Raw genomic sequence first — 16,149 nt, forward strand, 5'->3', positions numbered from 1 at the left:
GACGAGATCGACGAACAACCGATCGTGATCCCGTAGCGCCGCCCACAGACTGCGCAACTTCCGGTACCCGAATGTCGAGGGTGACGTCGTACGAGTGGCCGATCACGATGTCCGGTTCGGGGTCAGCGTCGACGAAGGTGACGGGGACGAGTGGCCCGCGTTGCGGGAGAAGGTCCTTGCCGCGGACATCTTGATCGTTGCCACCCCGATCTGGATGGGACAGCCGGCCAGCGTGTGCAAGATGGTGCTCGAGCGCTTGGATGCGGAGTTGTCCGAGAAGGACGAGCAGGGCCGGCCGCTCGTGTACGGGAAGGTCGCGCTGGTTGGTGTCGTGGGCAACGAAGACGGTGCGCATCACGTCAGCGCCGAGGTCTTCCAGGCGTTGAACGACGTCGGATTCACGATCCCCGCGGCGGGAGCGACGTACTGGGTCGGCGAGGCGATGGGCTCGGTGGACTACAACGACGCCGGACCCAAGCCCGACACCACCGGCCTCACCACGAAGACCGCGGCTGCGAACGCCGCCCACCTCGCCCGGCTGCTACGCGACCAGCAATACCCGGCAACCTCCTGAACACCAGCGCGTCGGGGTGTCGACCGACACCCCGACGCGATCTGCAGCCTTCGGGCTGCGCAGTCCAGTTACCTCCGTGCGGAGCTCCTGCCGGTGACCGTGGATGCGATGACGACCAGGATGGCCGAGACCACGATCGCCACGATCCAGCGCGTCCAGTCGACGCCCGGGCTGCCGTTACCGCCGAACGCGGTGTAGACGAACCATCCGATGATCACTCCACCGATCCCGCACAGGATCGTGAGCCAGATCGGGATGTTGTCCTTGTCGCCGGGCGCTACGAACTTGCCGAGCAGCCCGATGATGATACCGGCGACGATGACTCCGATGATCTCCACTGTTCCGTTTCCTCTCCCACTTTTGCGGCGGTCATATAACCGCAGCCGCCAACCTGTTCCCCAGCTACAGCGGCCTAACCGCGAATGCCTCGGTCGTCGTCAGGGCTTGGGTTTCTTCGTCTTGACCGGGCCTCGCTTCTGGTGATTCTCCGAGTTACCCGGACCGTCAGGCTTTGCTGTAGGCAGCTGGGATGCCGTCTTTGGTGTGGGCAGCTGGGATGCCGTCGTCGATCTGGCCGGAGCAGGCCGGGTCGTCACCTCGGGCTTGGTCGTCGTCGGCCGGGTAACCGTCCGGACGGGTGTCGTGGTGGGCGACGTCGACGTACTCGGACGGACGGGAGGTGCGGTGCTCTTCGGCGCGCTCGGACCGAGGTCGGAGGTCGTGGGGCGCTCCGGATCCGACTCTCCGGAGAGGACGCCAACGGTTGCCCAGCCCGCGAGAGCCGCAAGCGCGGCTACCCCGGTGAACACGGCCCGCAGGGACTTCCGGCGTACCGGCAGCACCGTGGTTGTTGCCTGGTCGGGTTCGGGAAGCATGACGACAGGTGGCCGTACGCCGTTCGCGATCTCGACTGCGGTGGGTCGCCGGTCAGGGTCCTTCGTGAGCATCCAGAGAGTCAGCGCCTCGACCTCACTGGACAGCTCCGGCCGAAGCTCCCTCGGTGGCGTCGGTTCGTGCTGGACGTGCTGGAACATGACCGAGGCGGGATTCTCCGACACGAACGGCGGACGTCCGGTGATCAACTGGTAGAGCACGCAGCCGAGGGCATAGACGTCGGACGCGGACTCCGCAGGCTTCCCCAGTACACGCTCCGGTGACAGGAAATGACTCGTGCCGACGATGTGCTGCGACGAGGTCATCGTCGTGGTGGCGTCGTGAGCCAGCCGGACGATGCCGAAATCGGCGACCTTCACCAGGCCTTCGCTCGACAGCAGCAGGTTGTCGGGCTTGATGTCTCGATGGACGATGCCTTCGGCGTGCGCGGCCGCCAACCCAGCGGCAGCCTGCCGGATGATGTCTTGGGCTCGTGCCGCCGGCAGCGGGCCGAGTCGCCGAAGCTCCTCGCCGACCGTTCGGCCCCGAACAAGTTCCATGGCCAGGTAGCGGGCCGCGCCGTACTCACCGAAGTCGTAGACCGCCACCACGTGTGGATGGCGTAACCGGGCACCGGCACGCGCTTCCCGCAGGAAGCGCTCCCCCGCGGCGAGCGTCTCCGGGATCGGCAACATCACCTTGACCGCCACCTCGCGGCCCAGGACCACGTCCGTGGCTCGATAGACCTCCCCCATCCCGCCCCGCCCGATGGCGTCGACGACCCGGTACCGGCCCGCGATCAGTTCCCCTACTCGCCTCACTGTTCCTCGGTACCCGCCGGCAGCGAACACAGACATCCCGGCGCGATCCGTTCGAAGGCGTGGGCGCGGGTACCGGAGGGCACCGAACCAGTTCTGAGGAGTCTCATGCCCCCGAAACGCAAAGCTTCCCGTGCTCCGCGTGGATCGAGCGCAGCCCCGGCCGAGCCGGCACAGCGGCCCGAGGAGCGGCCGGTTGAAGCAGCCGAGGGCCGACTGCAGACCAGTTCACTCCTCACCACCGCGCAGGGACTCCGGCTCCCCGACACCGACCATTCGCTGAAGGTCGGACCTCGTGGGCCCAGCCTGATGGACGACTTCCATCTGCGCGAGAAGATCACCCACTTCGACCACGAGCGGATCCCGGAGCGCGTGGTGCATGCCCGCGGGGCCGCCGCGCACGGCACCTTCACGGCGTACGGAAACGCGGCTGCGGCAACGAAAGCCGGATTCTTGCAGCGCGGCCGGGAGACTCCGGTCTTCGTCCGGTTCTCCACCGTGCTCGGATCCCGGGGTTCCGCGGACACTGTCCGCGACGTCCGTGGGTTCGCGACGAGGTTCTACACCGACGAAGGAAACTTCGACCTGGTCGGCAACAACATGCCGGTGTTCTTCATCCAGGACGGGATCAAGTTCCCCGACATCATCCACGCCGGCAAGCCACACCCGGACCGTGAGATCCCGCAGGCCCAGAGCGCCCACGACACCTTCTGGGACTTCGTCTCGCTGCACACCGAGGCGACGCACCACGTGATGTGGGCGATGTCCGACCGTGGCATCCCCCGCTCGTACCGCACGATGGAGGGCTTCGGCGTCCACACCTTCCGGCTCGTGAACGACCGGGGCGAGACGTGTCTGGTCAAGTTCCACTGGAAGCCGGTGGCCGGGATCCATTCGCTGGTGTGGGAGGAGGCCCAGCTCGCAGCCGGCACCGATCCCGACTTCCACCGGCGCGACCTTGCCGACGGCATCGACGCCGGTGCGCCGCTCGAGTTCGAGTTGGGCCTGCAGATCATGCCCGACTCCGAGGACCAGACCTTCGAGGGTATCGATCTGCTCGACCCGACCAAGATCGTGCCCGAGGAACTCTGTGAGGTACAGCTGGTCGGCAAGCTCTCCCTGGACCGGAACCCGACGAACTACTTCGCCGAGACCGAGCAGGTCGCCTTCCACACCGGAAACCTGGTGCCCGGGATCGAGGTGACCGACGACCCGCTGATGCAGGCCCGCATGTTCTCCTACCTCGACACCCAGCTGACCCGCCTCGGCGGTCCGAACTTCACCCAGCTGCCGATCAACTGCCCGCACGCCGGGGTGAACGACAACCTCCGCGACGGGATGCACCAGACCGCGGTACACCGCGGCGTGGCGCCGTACCTGCCGAACAGCCTCGGCAAGGAGGGCGAGCCCGTTCCCGCCGAGGTCGACGAGGGTGCCTTCGTTCACGTGCCGCGCGAGGTCAGCGGACCTAAGGTACGGGCGAACCCGGCCTCGTTCTCGGACCATTTCTCCCAGGCCGCGCTGTTCTGGGCGAGCATGACCCAGGTCGAACGCGCGCACATCGTCGAGGCGTTCACGTTCGAGCTCAGCAAGTGCTACGAACAGCCCATCCGCGAACGGATGCTCGGCGTACTGGCGAACGTCGACACGGACCTGTGTACGGCGGTCGCCGCCGGACTCGGACTGCCCGCACCGGCTGGGACCCCGGTCGCCGATCCGGTTCCCTCACCCGCACTGTCCCAGATCGTCACCACCCCCGGTCCGATCACCGGTCGCGTGATCGGAGTAGTCGCGGCCGATGGCGCCGACCTGGCCGGCATCACCAAACTCCGGCGAGCTGTCACCGCCCAAGGCGCCGTACTGCGAGTGCTGGCACCATCCGGCGGAATGATCAAGCGCGGCCGCACCACGCAGCTGGTCGAGCGGACGTTCCTGACCACTCGATCGATCGAGTACGACGCGGTGATAGTTGCCTCAGGCAACCCAGACCTGGTGGACGTCAAGCTGACCGTCCTGCTCGGAGAGCTCTTCCGGCACTGCAAGGTGATCGGCGCCTGGGGCGACGGCGACCAGGTACTCACGGCAGCCGGTATCGACACGTCCGCGCCCGGAATCGTCCTCGGCGAGACGGTCGCCAAGGCCTACACCGCCGACCTCTTCGCCGCCCTCGGCCTGCACCGGGCCTGGGACCGGATCTGACTGGTCGTCGCCGGACGACTGGATCCGGACACAATCCCTGCGAAGATGCCCTGTGGACATCTTGCGCAGGAGCAACGTCAATGTCGTAGGTGATCCGCGGGGGCGGACGGTCATGCTGGCGCACGGATTCGGGTGCGACCAGAACATGTGGCGGCTGACCGTTCCCGCTCTGGTCCCTGATCACCGAGTGGTGCTGTTCGACTACGTAGGTTCCGGCCGATCGGATCCCGCCGCGTTCGACGAGTCGCGCTACTCGTCCCTGCAGGGGTACGCCGACGACGTGACCGAGGTCTGCGCCGCCCTCGACCTGACCGATGTGGTGTTCGTCGGGCACTCGGTCAGCGCCATGGTCGGCGTACTGGCCGCACAGCAGGCGCCGGAGCGCATCGGCGCGCTGGTACTGGTCGTTCCGTCCCCGTGCTATCTCGAGGACGGTGACTATCACGGCGGGTTCACCGCCGGGGACATCGACGAACTGCTGGCCTCGCTGGAGTCGAACTACCTCGGCTGGTCGGCCGCGATGGCACCGGCCATCATGGGGACGCCGGATCGGCCCGAACTTGGCGAGGAGCTGACCAACAGCTTCTGCGCGACCGATCCGGTGATGGCGCGGATCTTCGCTCGTACGACGTTCCTGTCCGACTCACGGGAAGATCTGGCCACGGTCCGGGTCCCGACGCTGATTTTGGAATCGACCGAGGACATCATCGCGCCGCGGCAGGTCGGTGCTTACGTGCACGCGGCCGTCGCCGGATCGACTCTCGTCACGCTGGACGCGACCGGCCACTGCCCACACCTGTCTGCTCCGGACGCCACCAACGCAGCCATCGTGGCGTTCCTCGCAGGCCTGAAATGACCGAGAGCGTCGGCTGGGTGGACAGCATCGAGGACGCGTACGACAGCGGGCCGAGTGGACAGCTGTCGACGACGATGGACGGCACGATCGTCACCATCAACGGCACGCTGCTCGGCTGGCTCGACCTGTCCCGGGAGATGGTCGTCGGCCGGCTGCGGTTCGCCGACCTGCTCACGGTCGGCGGCAAGCTCTACCACGAGACCCACTTCGCTCCCCTGCTCAGCATGGAAGGCGAGGTCAGCGGAGTCGCTCTCGAGCTCAAGTCGGCCGCCGGCAAACGGATGCCCGTGCTGGTCTCCTCGATCGTCAAGCACGACGACACCGGCCGGCCCGTGCTGATCCGGAGCACGGTCTTCGATGCTCACATCCGGCGTGCGTACGAGGCGGAACTGCTGCGGGAGCGCAAGGCCGCCGACCTGGCTCGAGGTCAGGCGGAAGCGGATCGTGCCCGGCTTCAGGAGGCTTTGGCCGTCCTCCAGCAGGCGCTGCTGCCGGCCGCGTTGCCGAAGGTGCCGGGGGTTGAGACCGCCGCGTACTACCACGCCGCCTCGCCCGATGAGCTCGGTGGCGACTTCTACGACGTCTTCGCGATCGACGGCGAACGCTGGGGTTTCTTCCTCGGCGATGTGTGTGGCAAGGGTCCGGCCGCCGCCACGGTGACCTCGGTGGCCCGCTACACCTTGCGAGCTGCCGCGATGCATGATCCGGCGGCCGCGCTCGGCACCCTCAACGCCGTACTCCACGAGCGCTACGTCGACGGGGATCCGCGCTATTGCACGGCCGTCTCGGGAACGCTGCGAAGTGACCTCGACACCGGTCGGGTAGTTGTTCGCTTCGCCTCCGGCGGTCATCCGCCACCCTTGCTGATTCGCGCCGACGGCAGGTGCGAGTTCCTCCTCAGCCAGGACGGCACCCTGATCGGCATCCTGGCGTCCTCACAGTTTCCGCAGACCGACGTCGTACTCGAGCCGGGCGACATGTTGCTGCTCTACACCGACGGATTGACCGAAGCGCGGATCAACGGCGAGCGGGATCGCTACGGAGCGGCAGCTGTGCAAACGCTTGCTTCGCGGTACGCCGGAACGTCACCGCACGCACTCGCCGAGGCACTCTCCGACGTACTGGCCGGCTTCGGACCTCGGCTGTCGGACGACACCGCCTTGCTCGCGCTCGGAGCGTCCAGTCGCCCGTGCAACGCTCTATGACCCATTTCTGCGTCGCGCCCGCAAACGGGGTCGCGGGCATGCATCATGTGCTCATGGATCAGTCAGTGGGGCTCGCCGACGTCCGGCGCGAGGGGGTAGCCCCGTCGACAACGCCGGTCAGGGTGGACCACCAGGAGTCGTTCGGAGCGGACGCTTTCGCCCGCCTCGCGCTCGAACTGCATGATGCGGACGGGATGCACGAGACCGTCGGGGCGGTCGTACAGTTCGCGCTCCAGGCGGAGGCCTGCTCGTACGCCGGTGTCACTCTGACCGTGCGGGGAAGCCGCGAGATCGCGGCGGTGACGGATCCACTCGTCGAAGAGATCTACCAGCTGCAGTCCGACCTCGGCGAAGGCCCGCTGATGACCGCGCTCAGCGAAGGGATCGCCGTACACGTCCCGGATGTAGCGGCCGAGACGCGGTGGCCGGCCTGGGCGCAGCGGCTGGGACCCTACCGGGTCAGATCGTCGTTGCACGTGCCGATGTGGTCCGGTGCGCAACTGATCGGCGTACTGTCCCTGTTCAACACCGCGCCGAACGGCTTCAGCACCGACGACGAAGCGATCGCCCACATCCTGGCGCGGCATGCCTCGATCGCCGTAGCCGCGGAGCGGGACGGCGAGACGATGAATGCGGCGGTCGACGCCCGCAAGCTGGTCGGACAGGCGATGGGGATTCTGATGGAACGCTTCGACCTGGACGAGACCCGTGCTTTCGAGATCCTCAAACGCCACTCACAGCAGACCAACACCAAGCTGCGCGATGTCGCTCAGGAACTGATCGAGACGCGACGGCTCGGGGACCTGCGGTGACCGACGAGCTCCTGACCATCGCCGTACTCGACCGCGGATCCGATGTCGTGATCAGCGTCTCCGGCGAGCTGGACTTCGGTACGACGGCCGCCTTCCTGGCGACCGCGGTACCGCTGGCCGAGGAAGGGCACACGCTGATCCTGGACCTGGCCGAGCTGACGTTCTGCGACTCGAGCGGTCTCGGGTCGTTCGTCCGGCTCCACAATCTCGCGCAGAAGGCGGGCGGCGTGTTGTACCTGGCGCGCCTGCGGCCACAGATCAACTCGACCATCACCCTGACGATGCTCCATCGCCTCCTCCTGATCCGCGACGAGATCCCGCACGCCCGGGCCGGAGACGAAATCGCCTGACGGTCGCTCCGAGCCAGGCGTCAGCGGGACGGCGTGATCACGGCCTGGACGTGGGGAAAGCCCAGTGCCTTCACCTTGCCGGCCAGGAAGTCCTGGACGTCGAGCCGCACCAGCGTGGCCGCGGTCGGCTCGTAGAACAGGAGATCGCCTCGGCTCGCGCCGATCAGCAGGACGTAGTGCCGGGGTAGCCAGTCGCCGATCAGCACCGGCACGGGTTGGCTGTAGCGGGCGGCCGCGACGGCGTCGCGGAGGGGCTGGCTGCGGCCGTGTTCGACGAGCCGGGCCTGGTACCGCGTGCCGAGCGTCTTGGCATTGCGGTTCAGCTCGGCGCTCACGCCCGATGGCGTCGTACCGAACTTCTTCGGCCAGAGGGAGTTCGTCGAGTCGTGGATCCGCTCTTCCTCGGCGGCCAGACGCGCCTCGAACGGGCCGTTTCGCGCCGCCATGGGGTCATCGGTCCCACCGGTCGTCAGGTACAGCGCATAGATCGGATCGACGATCGCCCGTGACATCAGGATCGCGGTCGACCCGCAGGTCGTGTTGTCGACCTGCCGCACCAGAGCAGCGTGGTAGGTGACCAGGCTGTGCCGGTCGGCGTCGACGAGGCTGAGATGCGTCCGCAGCCAGGTGGGCTTCTTGCCGCGAATCAAGCTCGCGAACCTGACTACCTCGTCGGCGCTGTGCCCGGCCGCGAACGCCTTGAGGACGTACGGGCGTTGCAGCGGACCGGATGCGGCTGCGGCCGCGAGCACATCCGCCCGATCTGCGGGCGACGCGTCAGCGAGCCTGGCGGAGGTGCGGGCTGCGCCTGACTCGAGATGAACGGCCTTTCGGCGACCTGGATCGGCGGCGTCGGCCGCGTTGCGGACGAGGCCATTCACGCCGGTCGCGACCGTCGAGGCCACCTGGGCCACGTCCTGCTTGACGGACGGCAACCACGCGTGACTGCCCTCGAGTGCTCCGGAACCGACCAGCGGAAGCAGCACGGCCGCAACCAGAGCCGGCGCGCGCAAGAACGCCGTACGGGTCAGTTTCGTCCTCTCGAGCCGACGACGGGGGCGAGCCGGCCGACCGATAGCCACGAACAAACCTCCAGATACGTCAGGTCCCCGCATAACCTGTTGCCCGAGTCCGCAGCGGCAAACCCCACTGGCGAGAGAGAATCGCCCAGGGCGATCAGCTTGATCGGAAACCATCGCTTTTCTCGATGTCTTGTCGCGCCTAGGGTCGGTCACGCGATCGAACGAAAGGACCAGCGCAATGGCAACGATGACCGACGACGAATGGCGATCGTTCGTCACCGAGGGGACCAGGCTCGCGCACATAGCCCTCACTCGCGGCGACGGCCGGCCCCATGTCACCCCGATCTGCTTCATCCTCGACGGCGACGAGCTCGCCTTCGCCCTCTCCCCCGGGAGCGTCAAAGGCAAGGTCCTGGCGCGGGACGGGCGGGTCGCGGTCTGCGTCAGCGATGAGCGGCAGCCCTACGGCTTCGTCGCGATCGAAGGAGACGCACGGACGTCCGCCGAGCCGGAACAGATCAAACGCATCGCAGCCGGCATCGCCGAGCGCTACTACCCTGCCCATCCCGCGGACGAATTCGCCGAAACGTTCGTACAGCAAGGGTTCACCGCGGTTCGCATCGGCATCACCAACGTCATCGCCCGATCAGGCCTCGGCTAGATCGAGGGCGAGGGCAGCGGTCCAGCTGAAGGACTGCGCGCCATGGGGTTCACCGGTGAAGGGGTTGAGGTACTCGGCGAAGTTGGTCGTCCGGGCCAGCGTGAGTACGTCGGCTCGCAGGGCGTCGGCGTACGACGTCTGCTTCAGCTGGACGAGGCCGCGGTGGATCAGCCAGGCGGTGTTGAACCAGCTCGGGCCGCGCCAGTAGCGATCGGGATCGACGTCGTCGGCGGTCAGGTCGTAGCTGGGCACGAGCCGTGCTTCACCGAGGCGGAAGCGCGGGCCGACGGCGGTGGCGAGGAGTTCGTCGGCGACCGGCAGGCCGGGTACCGCGAGTGGGATCAGGCCGGCCACGGTGTCGGCGGGGATGAGGTCGCCGGCGCGGAGGTCCCGGGCCCGGAAGATTCCGTCGGTGAAGAGCCGCTCGATCAGGGCGTCGGTGAGCTCGGCTGCGTACTGGCGATGGGGTGCCGGATCCTGGCCGAGCGTCACAGCGATGTCGGCGAGCGCATGTTCGGAACAGATCAGCAGTGCGTTGAAACACGGGTCCTCGACCGCGAAGGCGTGCGGCGTCTCCCGGTCGTCGTAGCCGTGATCGCGGTACGTCGCCGCGAGCTCGACGTACCGCCCGTAGTCCAGATCGGTGGGGCGGTCGCCGGCCGCGGCGTGATCGGTGTCGCGCCGGACGAACGACCCGGCCGGCGCCGGCGTGACCCGGGCCAGCGGCGAGTCCCACGCGGGGCTGTTGTCCATCCCGGACTCCCACGGGTGCACGATCGCGACCAGCCCGGCGTCGCCGAGCGTACGGCGGTCGCGCAGGTACCCGTGCCACGCCACCAGACCCGGATAGACCCGCTCGAGGAATCCCTGATCAGCCGGGTCGGCCTGATAGGTGAGCCACGCGGCCAGCGCATGGATCGGCGGCTGGACGATCCCGGAGGTCTCGGTGCCGCCGGCCGACCGGGCCTGCCAGAAATCCGGTCCGGGGAAATAGGCGTCGCGCGGGACATCGGGTGAGAACGCGATGTGCGGAATCCGGCCGTCCGCCCATTGGGCCTGTAGGAGTGACTCGAGTTCGGTCCGCGCCCGCTCGACCGACACGTGGCGCAGTCCGATGGCGATGAACGCCGAGTCCCAGCTCCACTGGTGCGGGTAGAGCGATCGCGACGGGACCGTCGACCGGCCGGTCCAGTTCTGGTCGAGTACGGCGGCTGCGTCGGCTCTCATCGGACTCCTCGAGGTGCGGTCAGTACTGGCCGAGTGCCAGGCCCCTGGCGAAATAGCGCTGCGACACCAGGAACAACAGGGCCGTCGGCAACGATACGAGGATCGCCGCCGCGAGGACCACGGTGTAGCTGGCGCCGCCTCCCTCGGTCGACTGCAGGCCGGTGAGAACGGGCATGACCGGGCGAGTGGTGTCGCTCTGGGTCAGGATCAGGCCGAGCAGGAGATCGTTCCAGACCCAGGTCGCCTGCAGGATGAAGACCACGGCCAGCGCGCTGGACGACATCGGCAGGTAGATGCGGGTGAAGATCCGGATCGGCTTCGCCCCGTCGACGACCGCGGCCTCGAAGACCGACTCCGCGATGCCGGCGAAGAAGTTGCGCATCACGAACGCCGAGAACGGCAGGCAGACGATGGAGTAGATCAGCACCATCCCGGGCACCGAGTCGTACAGGCCGAGCCGCGAGTAGCTGTCGAACAACGGGATCACCAGCATCTGCAGCGGGAACACCGAGCCGCAGTAGATGACGAAGAACCACAGGAACCCGTGCCGCAGCTTGAGCACGATGACCGCGAAGCCCACGGTCGCGCCGAGGACGACGGCGATTGCCGGCGAGATCACGCTGTACACGGCCGTGTTCGCCAGCGCGCGGGGGATGTCCGTCCCGGTGGCCACCGAGCTGAGGTTGTCCCACAGATCGCCCAGTGAGCCGGGCCGCCACAACGTGGATCCGGAGTAGTTCTGGACCGTCTTCCCGGCATTGGCGAGTAGCAGGTAGACGGGCACGAGCCACACGGCGCCCAGCAGCGCCAGCACTGTCACGCGGACGGCGATCCCGGTCCGTGATGGCGTCACTTGCCACCTCCGAGGCTGTTGCTGCTCAGGCTGAGTTGCCGGCGCAGGTAGATGATCGAGGCGCCGACCGTCACGATGCTGAGGAAGATCGCCACCGCCGACCCGAGTCCGTAGTCACTGTTCACGAAGGTGTCGCGGTACATGGTCAGGGCGAGCGTTTCCGACGACCGCGCCGGTCCGCCCTGCGTCATCGCCTGGACGATGTCGAACGTCTTCAGACCGTTGACGATCGACAGGCCGACGACCACAGTCGTCGACGGCCGCAGCAGTGGCCAGGTGATGTGGCGGAACAGCCGAAGCCCGGTGGCGCCGTCGATCCGGGCCGCCTCCAGTGGTTCCTTCGGGATCGACTGCAGGCCGACGGTGAACAGCAGCGCGTTCACGCCGACGCCCTGCCAGGCCGCGGCGATCACCATGACGATCGTGTTCAGCGGTGAGTCCTGCAGCCAGCGCAGTTCGGTGCCCGGCAGGTTGAGGAACTGCAGGGCCTGGGTGAGCGCCCCGCCGGATCCGAGCATGAAGCTCCAGATCACGCCGACGGCTACGCCCGACAGCGCGTACGGCACGAGGAACGGCAGCCGGAGCCAGCCACTCCCCCGGAACCCGTACGCCAGCACCGCCACGAACAGACCGAGGCCGACCGGGAGCACCAGGGTCCCGACCACCCAGATCGTCGTGTTCTTCAGGGCACCCAGGAACGCGGTGTCGGAGAACATCTCCGCGAAGTTGTGGAGGCCGACGAGTTGCGGCGTACCGAGGCCGTTGTACTTCGTGAAGCTCAGGTAGAACGTGTACAGCACCGGCAGATAGAAGACCAGGAGCACCAGGGCAAGGCTCGGGAGGAGGAAGCCCCGAGCCTGGCCCTGGTACGACGTTGCGCCCGACCGTTTCACCTGGCTATCGCCCGGCCCAGTACTCGTCGGCCGCGGCCTGGATCGCCTTCAGGTACGGCATCGGGTCGCCGCGGTTGGTCAGGAACGCGCTGAACTGCTCGAGGGCGACCGTGCGGATCGGCACCGGCGTCGCCTCGAAGTACCGGTTGTAGTACTCGTACTTGCCGGTGGCAAGCGTCGTCTTCAGCGTCTTCATCTGCGGGGTCGGCGGCTCGGCGTCGGTGTTGAACGGCATGTTGCCCTGCTGCTTCACCCACGGCTCCTGGCCCTGCGGCGACATCCACCACTGGGAGTACTTCAGGCCGAGGCTCTTCTGCTTCGAGCTCTCTCCGACGCAGACCGGTGCGGTTTCGAGCGCGATCGCCGTGGCCGCGCCCGGCTTGACCGCCGGGATCACGAACATGTCGACGTCCTTGCCCATGGTCATGCCGGCCAGAGCGGCGTCGGCGGTGAACCAGGTGCCTTCAGGCGCCATCGCGATCTTGCCCTCGCGCATCAGGTCGCGGGCGAAGTCGGTCTGGCCGGGATCGTTGAAGTACCCCTTCTTCTGCAGGTCGAGCCAGCTGTTCATGACCGCGACCACGCGCGGGTCGGTGTACTTCGCCTTGCCGGTGGACAGATCGTTGTACAGCTGCAGATCGGTGCCGGCGAGCAGGGTCTGGAACCACACGAACGAGAAGTTCTTCGTCTGGTTCCAGAACGGTGTCACCCCGTGCTGTTTCAGGACGGCCGCCACCTGCATCAGCCCGTCCCAGGTGGTCGGAGGTTTGAGGCCGTACTTGGTGAAGATCGCCTTGTTGTAGAACATCACCCAGTCGTCGACGCTGATCGGCGTGCAGTACTGCTTGCCGTTCACCGTGTACAGCTGGCGGACCGCATCCGTCACGTACCCCTTGTCGACGGCCTCTTTCCACAGGTCCGTGGTCTCCGCGATCACGCCTTGTTCCGCGAGCTCGTCGAGCGCCGTACTGACCTCCCAGGTGAACAGGCCCGGGCTCTCCTTGGTCCGGAAGGACTGCCGGATGAAGGCGCGGTAGGGATCGCCGGAGTACTGCGTGCTCTTCAGGCTGATGCCGATGTCCTGCTGGGAAACCTTGGAGAACGTGTCGAACTTCCACGGCTTGTTGTGGGCGAAGGCGAGCTCGCCGGTGGTGGCGCCGGCGTCGTTCGAGCCGCCGCCGCAGCCGGTCGCGGCCAGGGCCGTGGCCAGCACGATCCCCACCACCGCCATGATTGTCCGCGCTTTCATCGTCTGATCACTCCTTCACTGGGGGACGCGTGACCGATGCCTTGGGCAAGTATCGTCGAATCACGCAGGGCGAGCACGAGACCGGTCCAGGTCTGTGGTGCGGCACCGAGGCCGGCTCCGTTCTCGGGGTTCCAGTACTCGGCCCACCCGCTCTGCAGAGCACCGTCGATCGACTGAGTAGCAAGGCGTTCCGCGGCGCCGTCGAGCTCCCATCGGCGAGCCGCCAGCCAGAACAGGTAGTTCAGCGGCGGCCAGGCCGGGCCGCGCCAGTACGTCTGCGGGTCGTACGCCGGGTTGCTCCGGGCAACGTTCGCCGGACCGTACGGTGCACCGAACCGATCGGGGTCGTCGAGCTGACGCAACGCCGCGAGGGCCTTACCGCGGTCCCTGGTCACCAGCGCCGGCATGACACCGTCACTCGTCGGGATCCGGGACGATGGTCCTCCCCCGACGACAGGACGATCGGACCAGAGCTGCTCGTCCTCGTCCCACAGGTGGACGTCGATCGCCTCGCTCAACTGTTCTGCTCTCGCGGCCATTTCGGCGTCGTCGAGCAGCTCGGCGAGTTCGGCCAGGTTCAACGCGACGTACGCGTTGAAGGCGGCCGGGCAGACCACGAAGGACGACGACCACTCGGCGCCACCGTCCTCGGCGAAGGTGATGTCGTGGACCCGTTCCTTGTTCCAGGCGGTCCGGGCCGGCCGGCTGTAGTTGTCCGGCGTACGCCCGGGAGCGCCGAAGTCGTCCCAGCGCGGGCTGTGGTCGTTGCCGCCTTCCCACGGGTGCACGATGTAGATGAGGCCATCGTCCGTACGGCGGGTCCGCCACAGCCAGTCGAGTCCACGCCGGGCCCGGTCCAGCGTCTGCGCCGACGGCTCGAATCCGTGCTCGGCCAGGACCTTCGCCGCGTGACCGAACATCGGTGGTTGGGTCAGCGAGGACGTCTGCTCGAGTGGACCCAACCACGAGTCGGCACGTTGACCGCCGTACCGCATGTGCGGGACGAGGCCGCTGGGCAGCTGACCCGCCAGGGTGGCATCGAGTTCGCGCAGGGCGCGGGCGTCGCCGAGGTGCGCCCAGATGATCGCGTGGAAACACGAGTCCCACAACCACAGGTGCGGGTAGGTCGTGGGGTTCGGGACGCAGTACCCACGGGCGTCGTCCCAGTGGTTCTCGAGCAGCTGCCGGACCTCGGCCTCGAGCTCGTGTGTGTCTGTCATCGAACGTCGCCTCTCCCGGTACTGCGCACTGCTCCGACCAGTGACCGCGCCAGCACGGCATGCCCACGGTCGTTCGGATGAACGTTGTCCTTGGCAAGCATCGTGGCTGCGTCCCAGCCGTCGACGACCACCGTCCGAGCGAACGGAAAGCGCTCCACGGTCGACCGCAGGATCGCGTTGTACCCGTCGACGATCGCGTTCGACCCCTGGTCGTACGGCGGGTGGCCCGAGTAGTCCTCGATATACGGCTGCTCGATCGCCAGCACCAGCGCCTCGGGACCGGCCTTGGCCAACGCGTGGAAGACGATCTCCAAAGACTCTTCGTACTGGCGCTGTCCGGCCGGCGCGGGCCCTTGCAAGCGGGCGTCGTTGAAGCCGGTCATCAGCACGAACACGTCCGCCGGCGCGGGTGGCTGGGCGATGACGAGCCGCGCCGTCTCCGTGCTCAGGCTCCCACTTTCCGCCTGGTTGTTCAGCCGGACCCCGAGCTCCCGCGCGGCCAGCTCCACGAAGCCTTCGCTGTGCCGTCGTGCCCCGGTCCCATACACCCACGAATGCCCATAAGCGCTCAGCACGCGACGCCCTGCGCAGAGGGAAAGTGATGGCCGGCACGAAAGGGAGGCGGCTCGAGATAGGTGTTGATCCCCGGCACAATCTCGCCACGGAGGTGGAACGCGGACGCCTCGTCGGGCCTGGTGATCCGCGTACTGGTCGGGATGTAGCGGATCGTCAAGGCCCTTCGCCAGCGGTCCGACCGGTTCGGTTGCGAGCTGTGCACGATGTTCGGGTGGTGCACCTCGACGTCTCCCGGTCGCATCACCAGATCCACGGCCTCGGTCTCGTCGACGTCGGCATCGATCCGGCTGCGCAGCACGGTGTCGGGGTCGGTCTGCCTCGTCTTCTCCAGCTTCGTTCGGTGCGACCCAGGCAGGACGCGCAGGCATCCGTTGCCCGGATCGGAGTCGGTGAGTGCGAGCCAGAGCGTGACGACCTTCATCGGCTCCAGCGGCCAGAAGGCGCCGTCCTGATGCCACTCGACGCCCTTGCCGTCCCGTGGCGGCTTGCACAGGTAGTGGGTGGCGAACAGGGCGATGTCCGGTCCGACGAACAGCTGGGCCAGATCGAGCAGGCGGTGGTCGGACACGAGCCGGATCCAGAACGGATCGTCGCGGGCCAGCCGGTGACCGAGCTGCTCCGGCGTGAGTTCCGGATGGCGCGCCAGCAACCAGTCGACGTGCGCGTTCGCCGCCTCGATGACGCCGGCGTCGATCACGCCCGGTACGACGACGTAGCCGTCATCGGCGTACTGCCTGGTCGTCGCGTCCATCCCGGTCTCC

At 67.4% G+C, this 16,149-nt stretch carries 17 protein-coding genes; 7 read left to right on the forward strand and 10 right to left on the reverse strand.

Annotated features, from left to right (window positions below; genetic code table 11):
• Nucleotides 1–49 precede the first annotated feature (49 nt).
• Nucleotides 50–574 carry an NAD(P)H-dependent oxidoreductase gene (locus AB0L70_RS34900; protein ID WP_363691165.1) on the forward strand — a complete coding sequence of 175 codons (525 nt, stop codon included), beginning with the start codon at nt 50–52 and terminating at the stop codon, nt 572–574.
• 68 nt (nt 575–642) lie between these two features.
• On the opposite strand, the gene AB0L70_RS34905 is transcribed toward AB0L70_RS34900, so the two are convergent.
• Nucleotides 643–912, reverse strand: a complete 270-nt coding sequence (locus tag AB0L70_RS34905; protein ID WP_363691082.1) for a GlsB/YeaQ/YmgE family stress response membrane protein — start codon at nt 910–912, stop codon at nt 643–645.
• Between the two features lie 99 nt (nt 913–1,011).
• On the reverse strand, nt 1,012–2,268 hold the full coding sequence (locus AB0L70_RS34910) for a protein kinase (RefSeq protein WP_363691083.1): 1,257 nt from the start codon (nt 2,266–2,268) through the stop codon (nt 1,012–1,014).
• Between the two features lie 105 nt (nt 2,269–2,373).
• Here AB0L70_RS34910 and AB0L70_RS34915 point away from each other — a divergent pair, with 105 nt between their 5' ends.
• The 5 genes from AB0L70_RS34915 to AB0L70_RS34935 are packed head-to-tail and all read left to right on the forward strand — an operon-like array spanning nt 2,374 to nt 7,687.
• Nucleotides 2,374–4,464, forward strand: a complete 2,091-nt coding sequence (locus tag AB0L70_RS34915; protein ID WP_363691084.1) for a catalase — start codon at nt 2,374–2,376, stop codon at nt 4,462–4,464.
• 52 nt (nt 4,465–4,516) lie between these two features.
• On the forward strand, nt 4,517–5,320 hold the full coding sequence (locus AB0L70_RS34920; protein WP_363691085.1) for an alpha/beta hydrolase: 804 nt from the start codon (nt 4,517–4,519) through the stop codon (nt 5,318–5,320).
• Nucleotides 5,317–6,525, forward strand: a complete 1,209-nt coding sequence (locus tag AB0L70_RS34925) for a SpoIIE family protein phosphatase (RefSeq protein ID WP_363691086.1) — start codon at nt 5,317–5,319, stop codon at nt 6,523–6,525. Before AB0L70_RS34920 ends, AB0L70_RS34925 begins: the two co-directional genes overlap by 4 nt.
• 53 nt (nt 6,526–6,578) lie before the next feature.
• Nucleotides 6,579–7,337, forward strand: coding sequence for a GAF and ANTAR domain-containing protein (locus tag AB0L70_RS34930; RefSeq protein WP_363691087.1), 759 nt, complete (start codon nt 6,579–6,581; stop codon nt 7,335–7,337).
• Complete coding sequence (locus AB0L70_RS34935) at nt 7,334–7,687, forward strand: STAS domain-containing protein (RefSeq protein WP_363691088.1); 354 nt, start codon at nt 7,334–7,336, stop codon at nt 7,685–7,687. Before AB0L70_RS34930 ends, AB0L70_RS34935 begins: the two co-directional genes overlap by 4 nt.
• Before the next feature lie 20 nt (nt 7,688–7,707).
• On the opposite strand, the gene AB0L70_RS34940 is transcribed toward AB0L70_RS34935, so the two are convergent.
• Complete coding sequence (locus AB0L70_RS34940) at nt 7,708–8,769, reverse strand: hypothetical protein (RefSeq protein ID WP_363691089.1); 1,062 nt, start codon at nt 8,767–8,769, stop codon at nt 7,708–7,710.
• Between the two features lie 178 nt (nt 8,770–8,947).
• On the opposite strand from AB0L70_RS34940, the gene AB0L70_RS34945 reads away from it, so the two are divergent.
• A complete protein-coding gene (locus tag AB0L70_RS34945; RefSeq protein ID WP_363691090.1) occupies nt 8,948–9,370 on the forward strand; it encodes a PPOX class F420-dependent oxidoreductase in 423 nt (140 codons plus the stop codon).
• On the opposite strand, the gene AB0L70_RS34950 is transcribed toward AB0L70_RS34945, so the two are convergent.
• From AB0L70_RS34950 to AB0L70_RS34980, 7 genes are read right to left on the reverse strand one after another with little or no spacing between them, the layout of a single operon-like run.
• Complete coding sequence (locus AB0L70_RS34950; protein ID WP_363691091.1) at nt 9,356–10,597, reverse strand: hypothetical protein; 1,242 nt, start codon at nt 10,595–10,597, stop codon at nt 9,356–9,358. The two genes, AB0L70_RS34945 and AB0L70_RS34950, sit on opposite strands and share 15 nt — an antisense overlap.
• A 19-nt stretch (nt 10,598–10,616) precedes the next feature.
• On the reverse strand, nt 10,617–11,450 hold the full coding sequence (locus AB0L70_RS34955) for a carbohydrate ABC transporter permease (RefSeq protein ID WP_363691092.1): 834 nt from the start codon (nt 11,448–11,450) through the stop codon (nt 10,617–10,619).
• Nucleotides 11,447–12,343 carry a sugar ABC transporter permease gene (locus AB0L70_RS34960; protein WP_363691093.1) on the reverse strand — a complete coding sequence of 299 codons (897 nt, stop codon included), beginning with the start codon at nt 12,341–12,343 and terminating at the stop codon, nt 11,447–11,449. Before AB0L70_RS34960 ends, AB0L70_RS34955 begins: the two co-directional genes overlap by 4 nt.
• Nucleotides 12,344–12,347: 4 nt before the next feature.
• Nucleotides 12,348–13,592, reverse strand: coding sequence for an extracellular solute-binding protein (locus AB0L70_RS34965; RefSeq protein ID WP_363691094.1), 1,245 nt, complete (start codon nt 13,590–13,592; stop codon nt 12,348–12,350).
• Nucleotides 13,589–14,812 carry a trehalase family glycosidase gene (locus tag AB0L70_RS34970; protein WP_363691096.1) on the reverse strand — a complete coding sequence of 408 codons (1,224 nt, stop codon included), beginning with the start codon at nt 14,810–14,812 and terminating at the stop codon, nt 13,589–13,591. Before AB0L70_RS34970 ends, AB0L70_RS34965 begins: the two co-directional genes overlap by 4 nt.
• Complete coding sequence (locus tag AB0L70_RS34975) at nt 14,809–15,387, reverse strand: GDSL-type esterase/lipase family protein (RefSeq protein ID WP_363691097.1); 579 nt, start codon at nt 15,385–15,387, stop codon at nt 14,809–14,811. The genes AB0L70_RS34970 and AB0L70_RS34975 overlap by 4 nt, the downstream gene beginning before the upstream one ends.
• The gene (locus AB0L70_RS34980; protein ID WP_363691098.1) at nt 15,381–16,139 is read right to left on the reverse strand and encodes a phytanoyl-CoA dioxygenase family protein; all 759 of its coding nucleotides are present in this window, start codon (nt 16,137–16,139) and stop codon (nt 15,381–15,383) included. The genes AB0L70_RS34975 and AB0L70_RS34980 overlap by 7 nt, the downstream gene beginning before the upstream one ends.
• Nucleotides 16,140–16,149 lie beyond the last annotated feature (10 nt).

Source organism: Kribbella sp. NPDC051952 (genome assembly GCF_040680855.1).
Lineage (GTDB): Bacteria > Actinomycetota > Actinomycetes > Propionibacteriales > Kribbellaceae > Kribbella.

What these genes read in the sequence shown, in the direction of transcription:
- AB0L70_RS34925 (WP_363691086.1), top strand. Translation starts at nt 5,317, where the DNA reads ATGACCGAGAGCGTCGGCTGGGTGGACAGCATCGAGGACGCGTACGAC.
- AB0L70_RS34945 (WP_363691090.1), top strand. Translation starts at nt 8,948, where the DNA reads ATGGCAACGATGACCGACGACGAATGGCGATCGTTCGTCACCGAGGGG.
- AB0L70_RS34965 (WP_363691094.1), bottom strand. Translation starts at nt 13,592, where the DNA reads ATGAAAGCGCGGACAATCATGGCGGTGGTGGGGATCGTGCTGGCCACG.
- AB0L70_RS34950 (WP_363691091.1), bottom strand. Translation starts at nt 10,597, where the DNA reads ATGAGAGCCGACGCAGCCGCCGTACTCGACCAGAACTGGACCGGCCGG.
- AB0L70_RS34930 (WP_363691087.1), top strand. Translation starts at nt 6,579, where the DNA reads ATGGATCAGTCAGTGGGGCTCGCCGACGTCCGGCGCGAGGGGGTAGCC.
- AB0L70_RS34970 (WP_363691096.1), bottom strand. Translation starts at nt 14,812, where the DNA reads ATGACAGACACACACGAGCTCGAGGCCGAGGTCCGGCAGCTGCTCGAG.
- AB0L70_RS34915 (WP_363691084.1), top strand. Translation starts at nt 2,374, where the DNA reads ATGCCCCCGAAACGCAAAGCTTCCCGTGCTCCGCGTGGATCGAGCGCA.
- AB0L70_RS34980 (WP_363691098.1), bottom strand. Translation starts at nt 16,139, where the DNA reads ATGGACGCGACGACCAGGCAGTACGCCGATGACGGCTACGTCGTCGTA.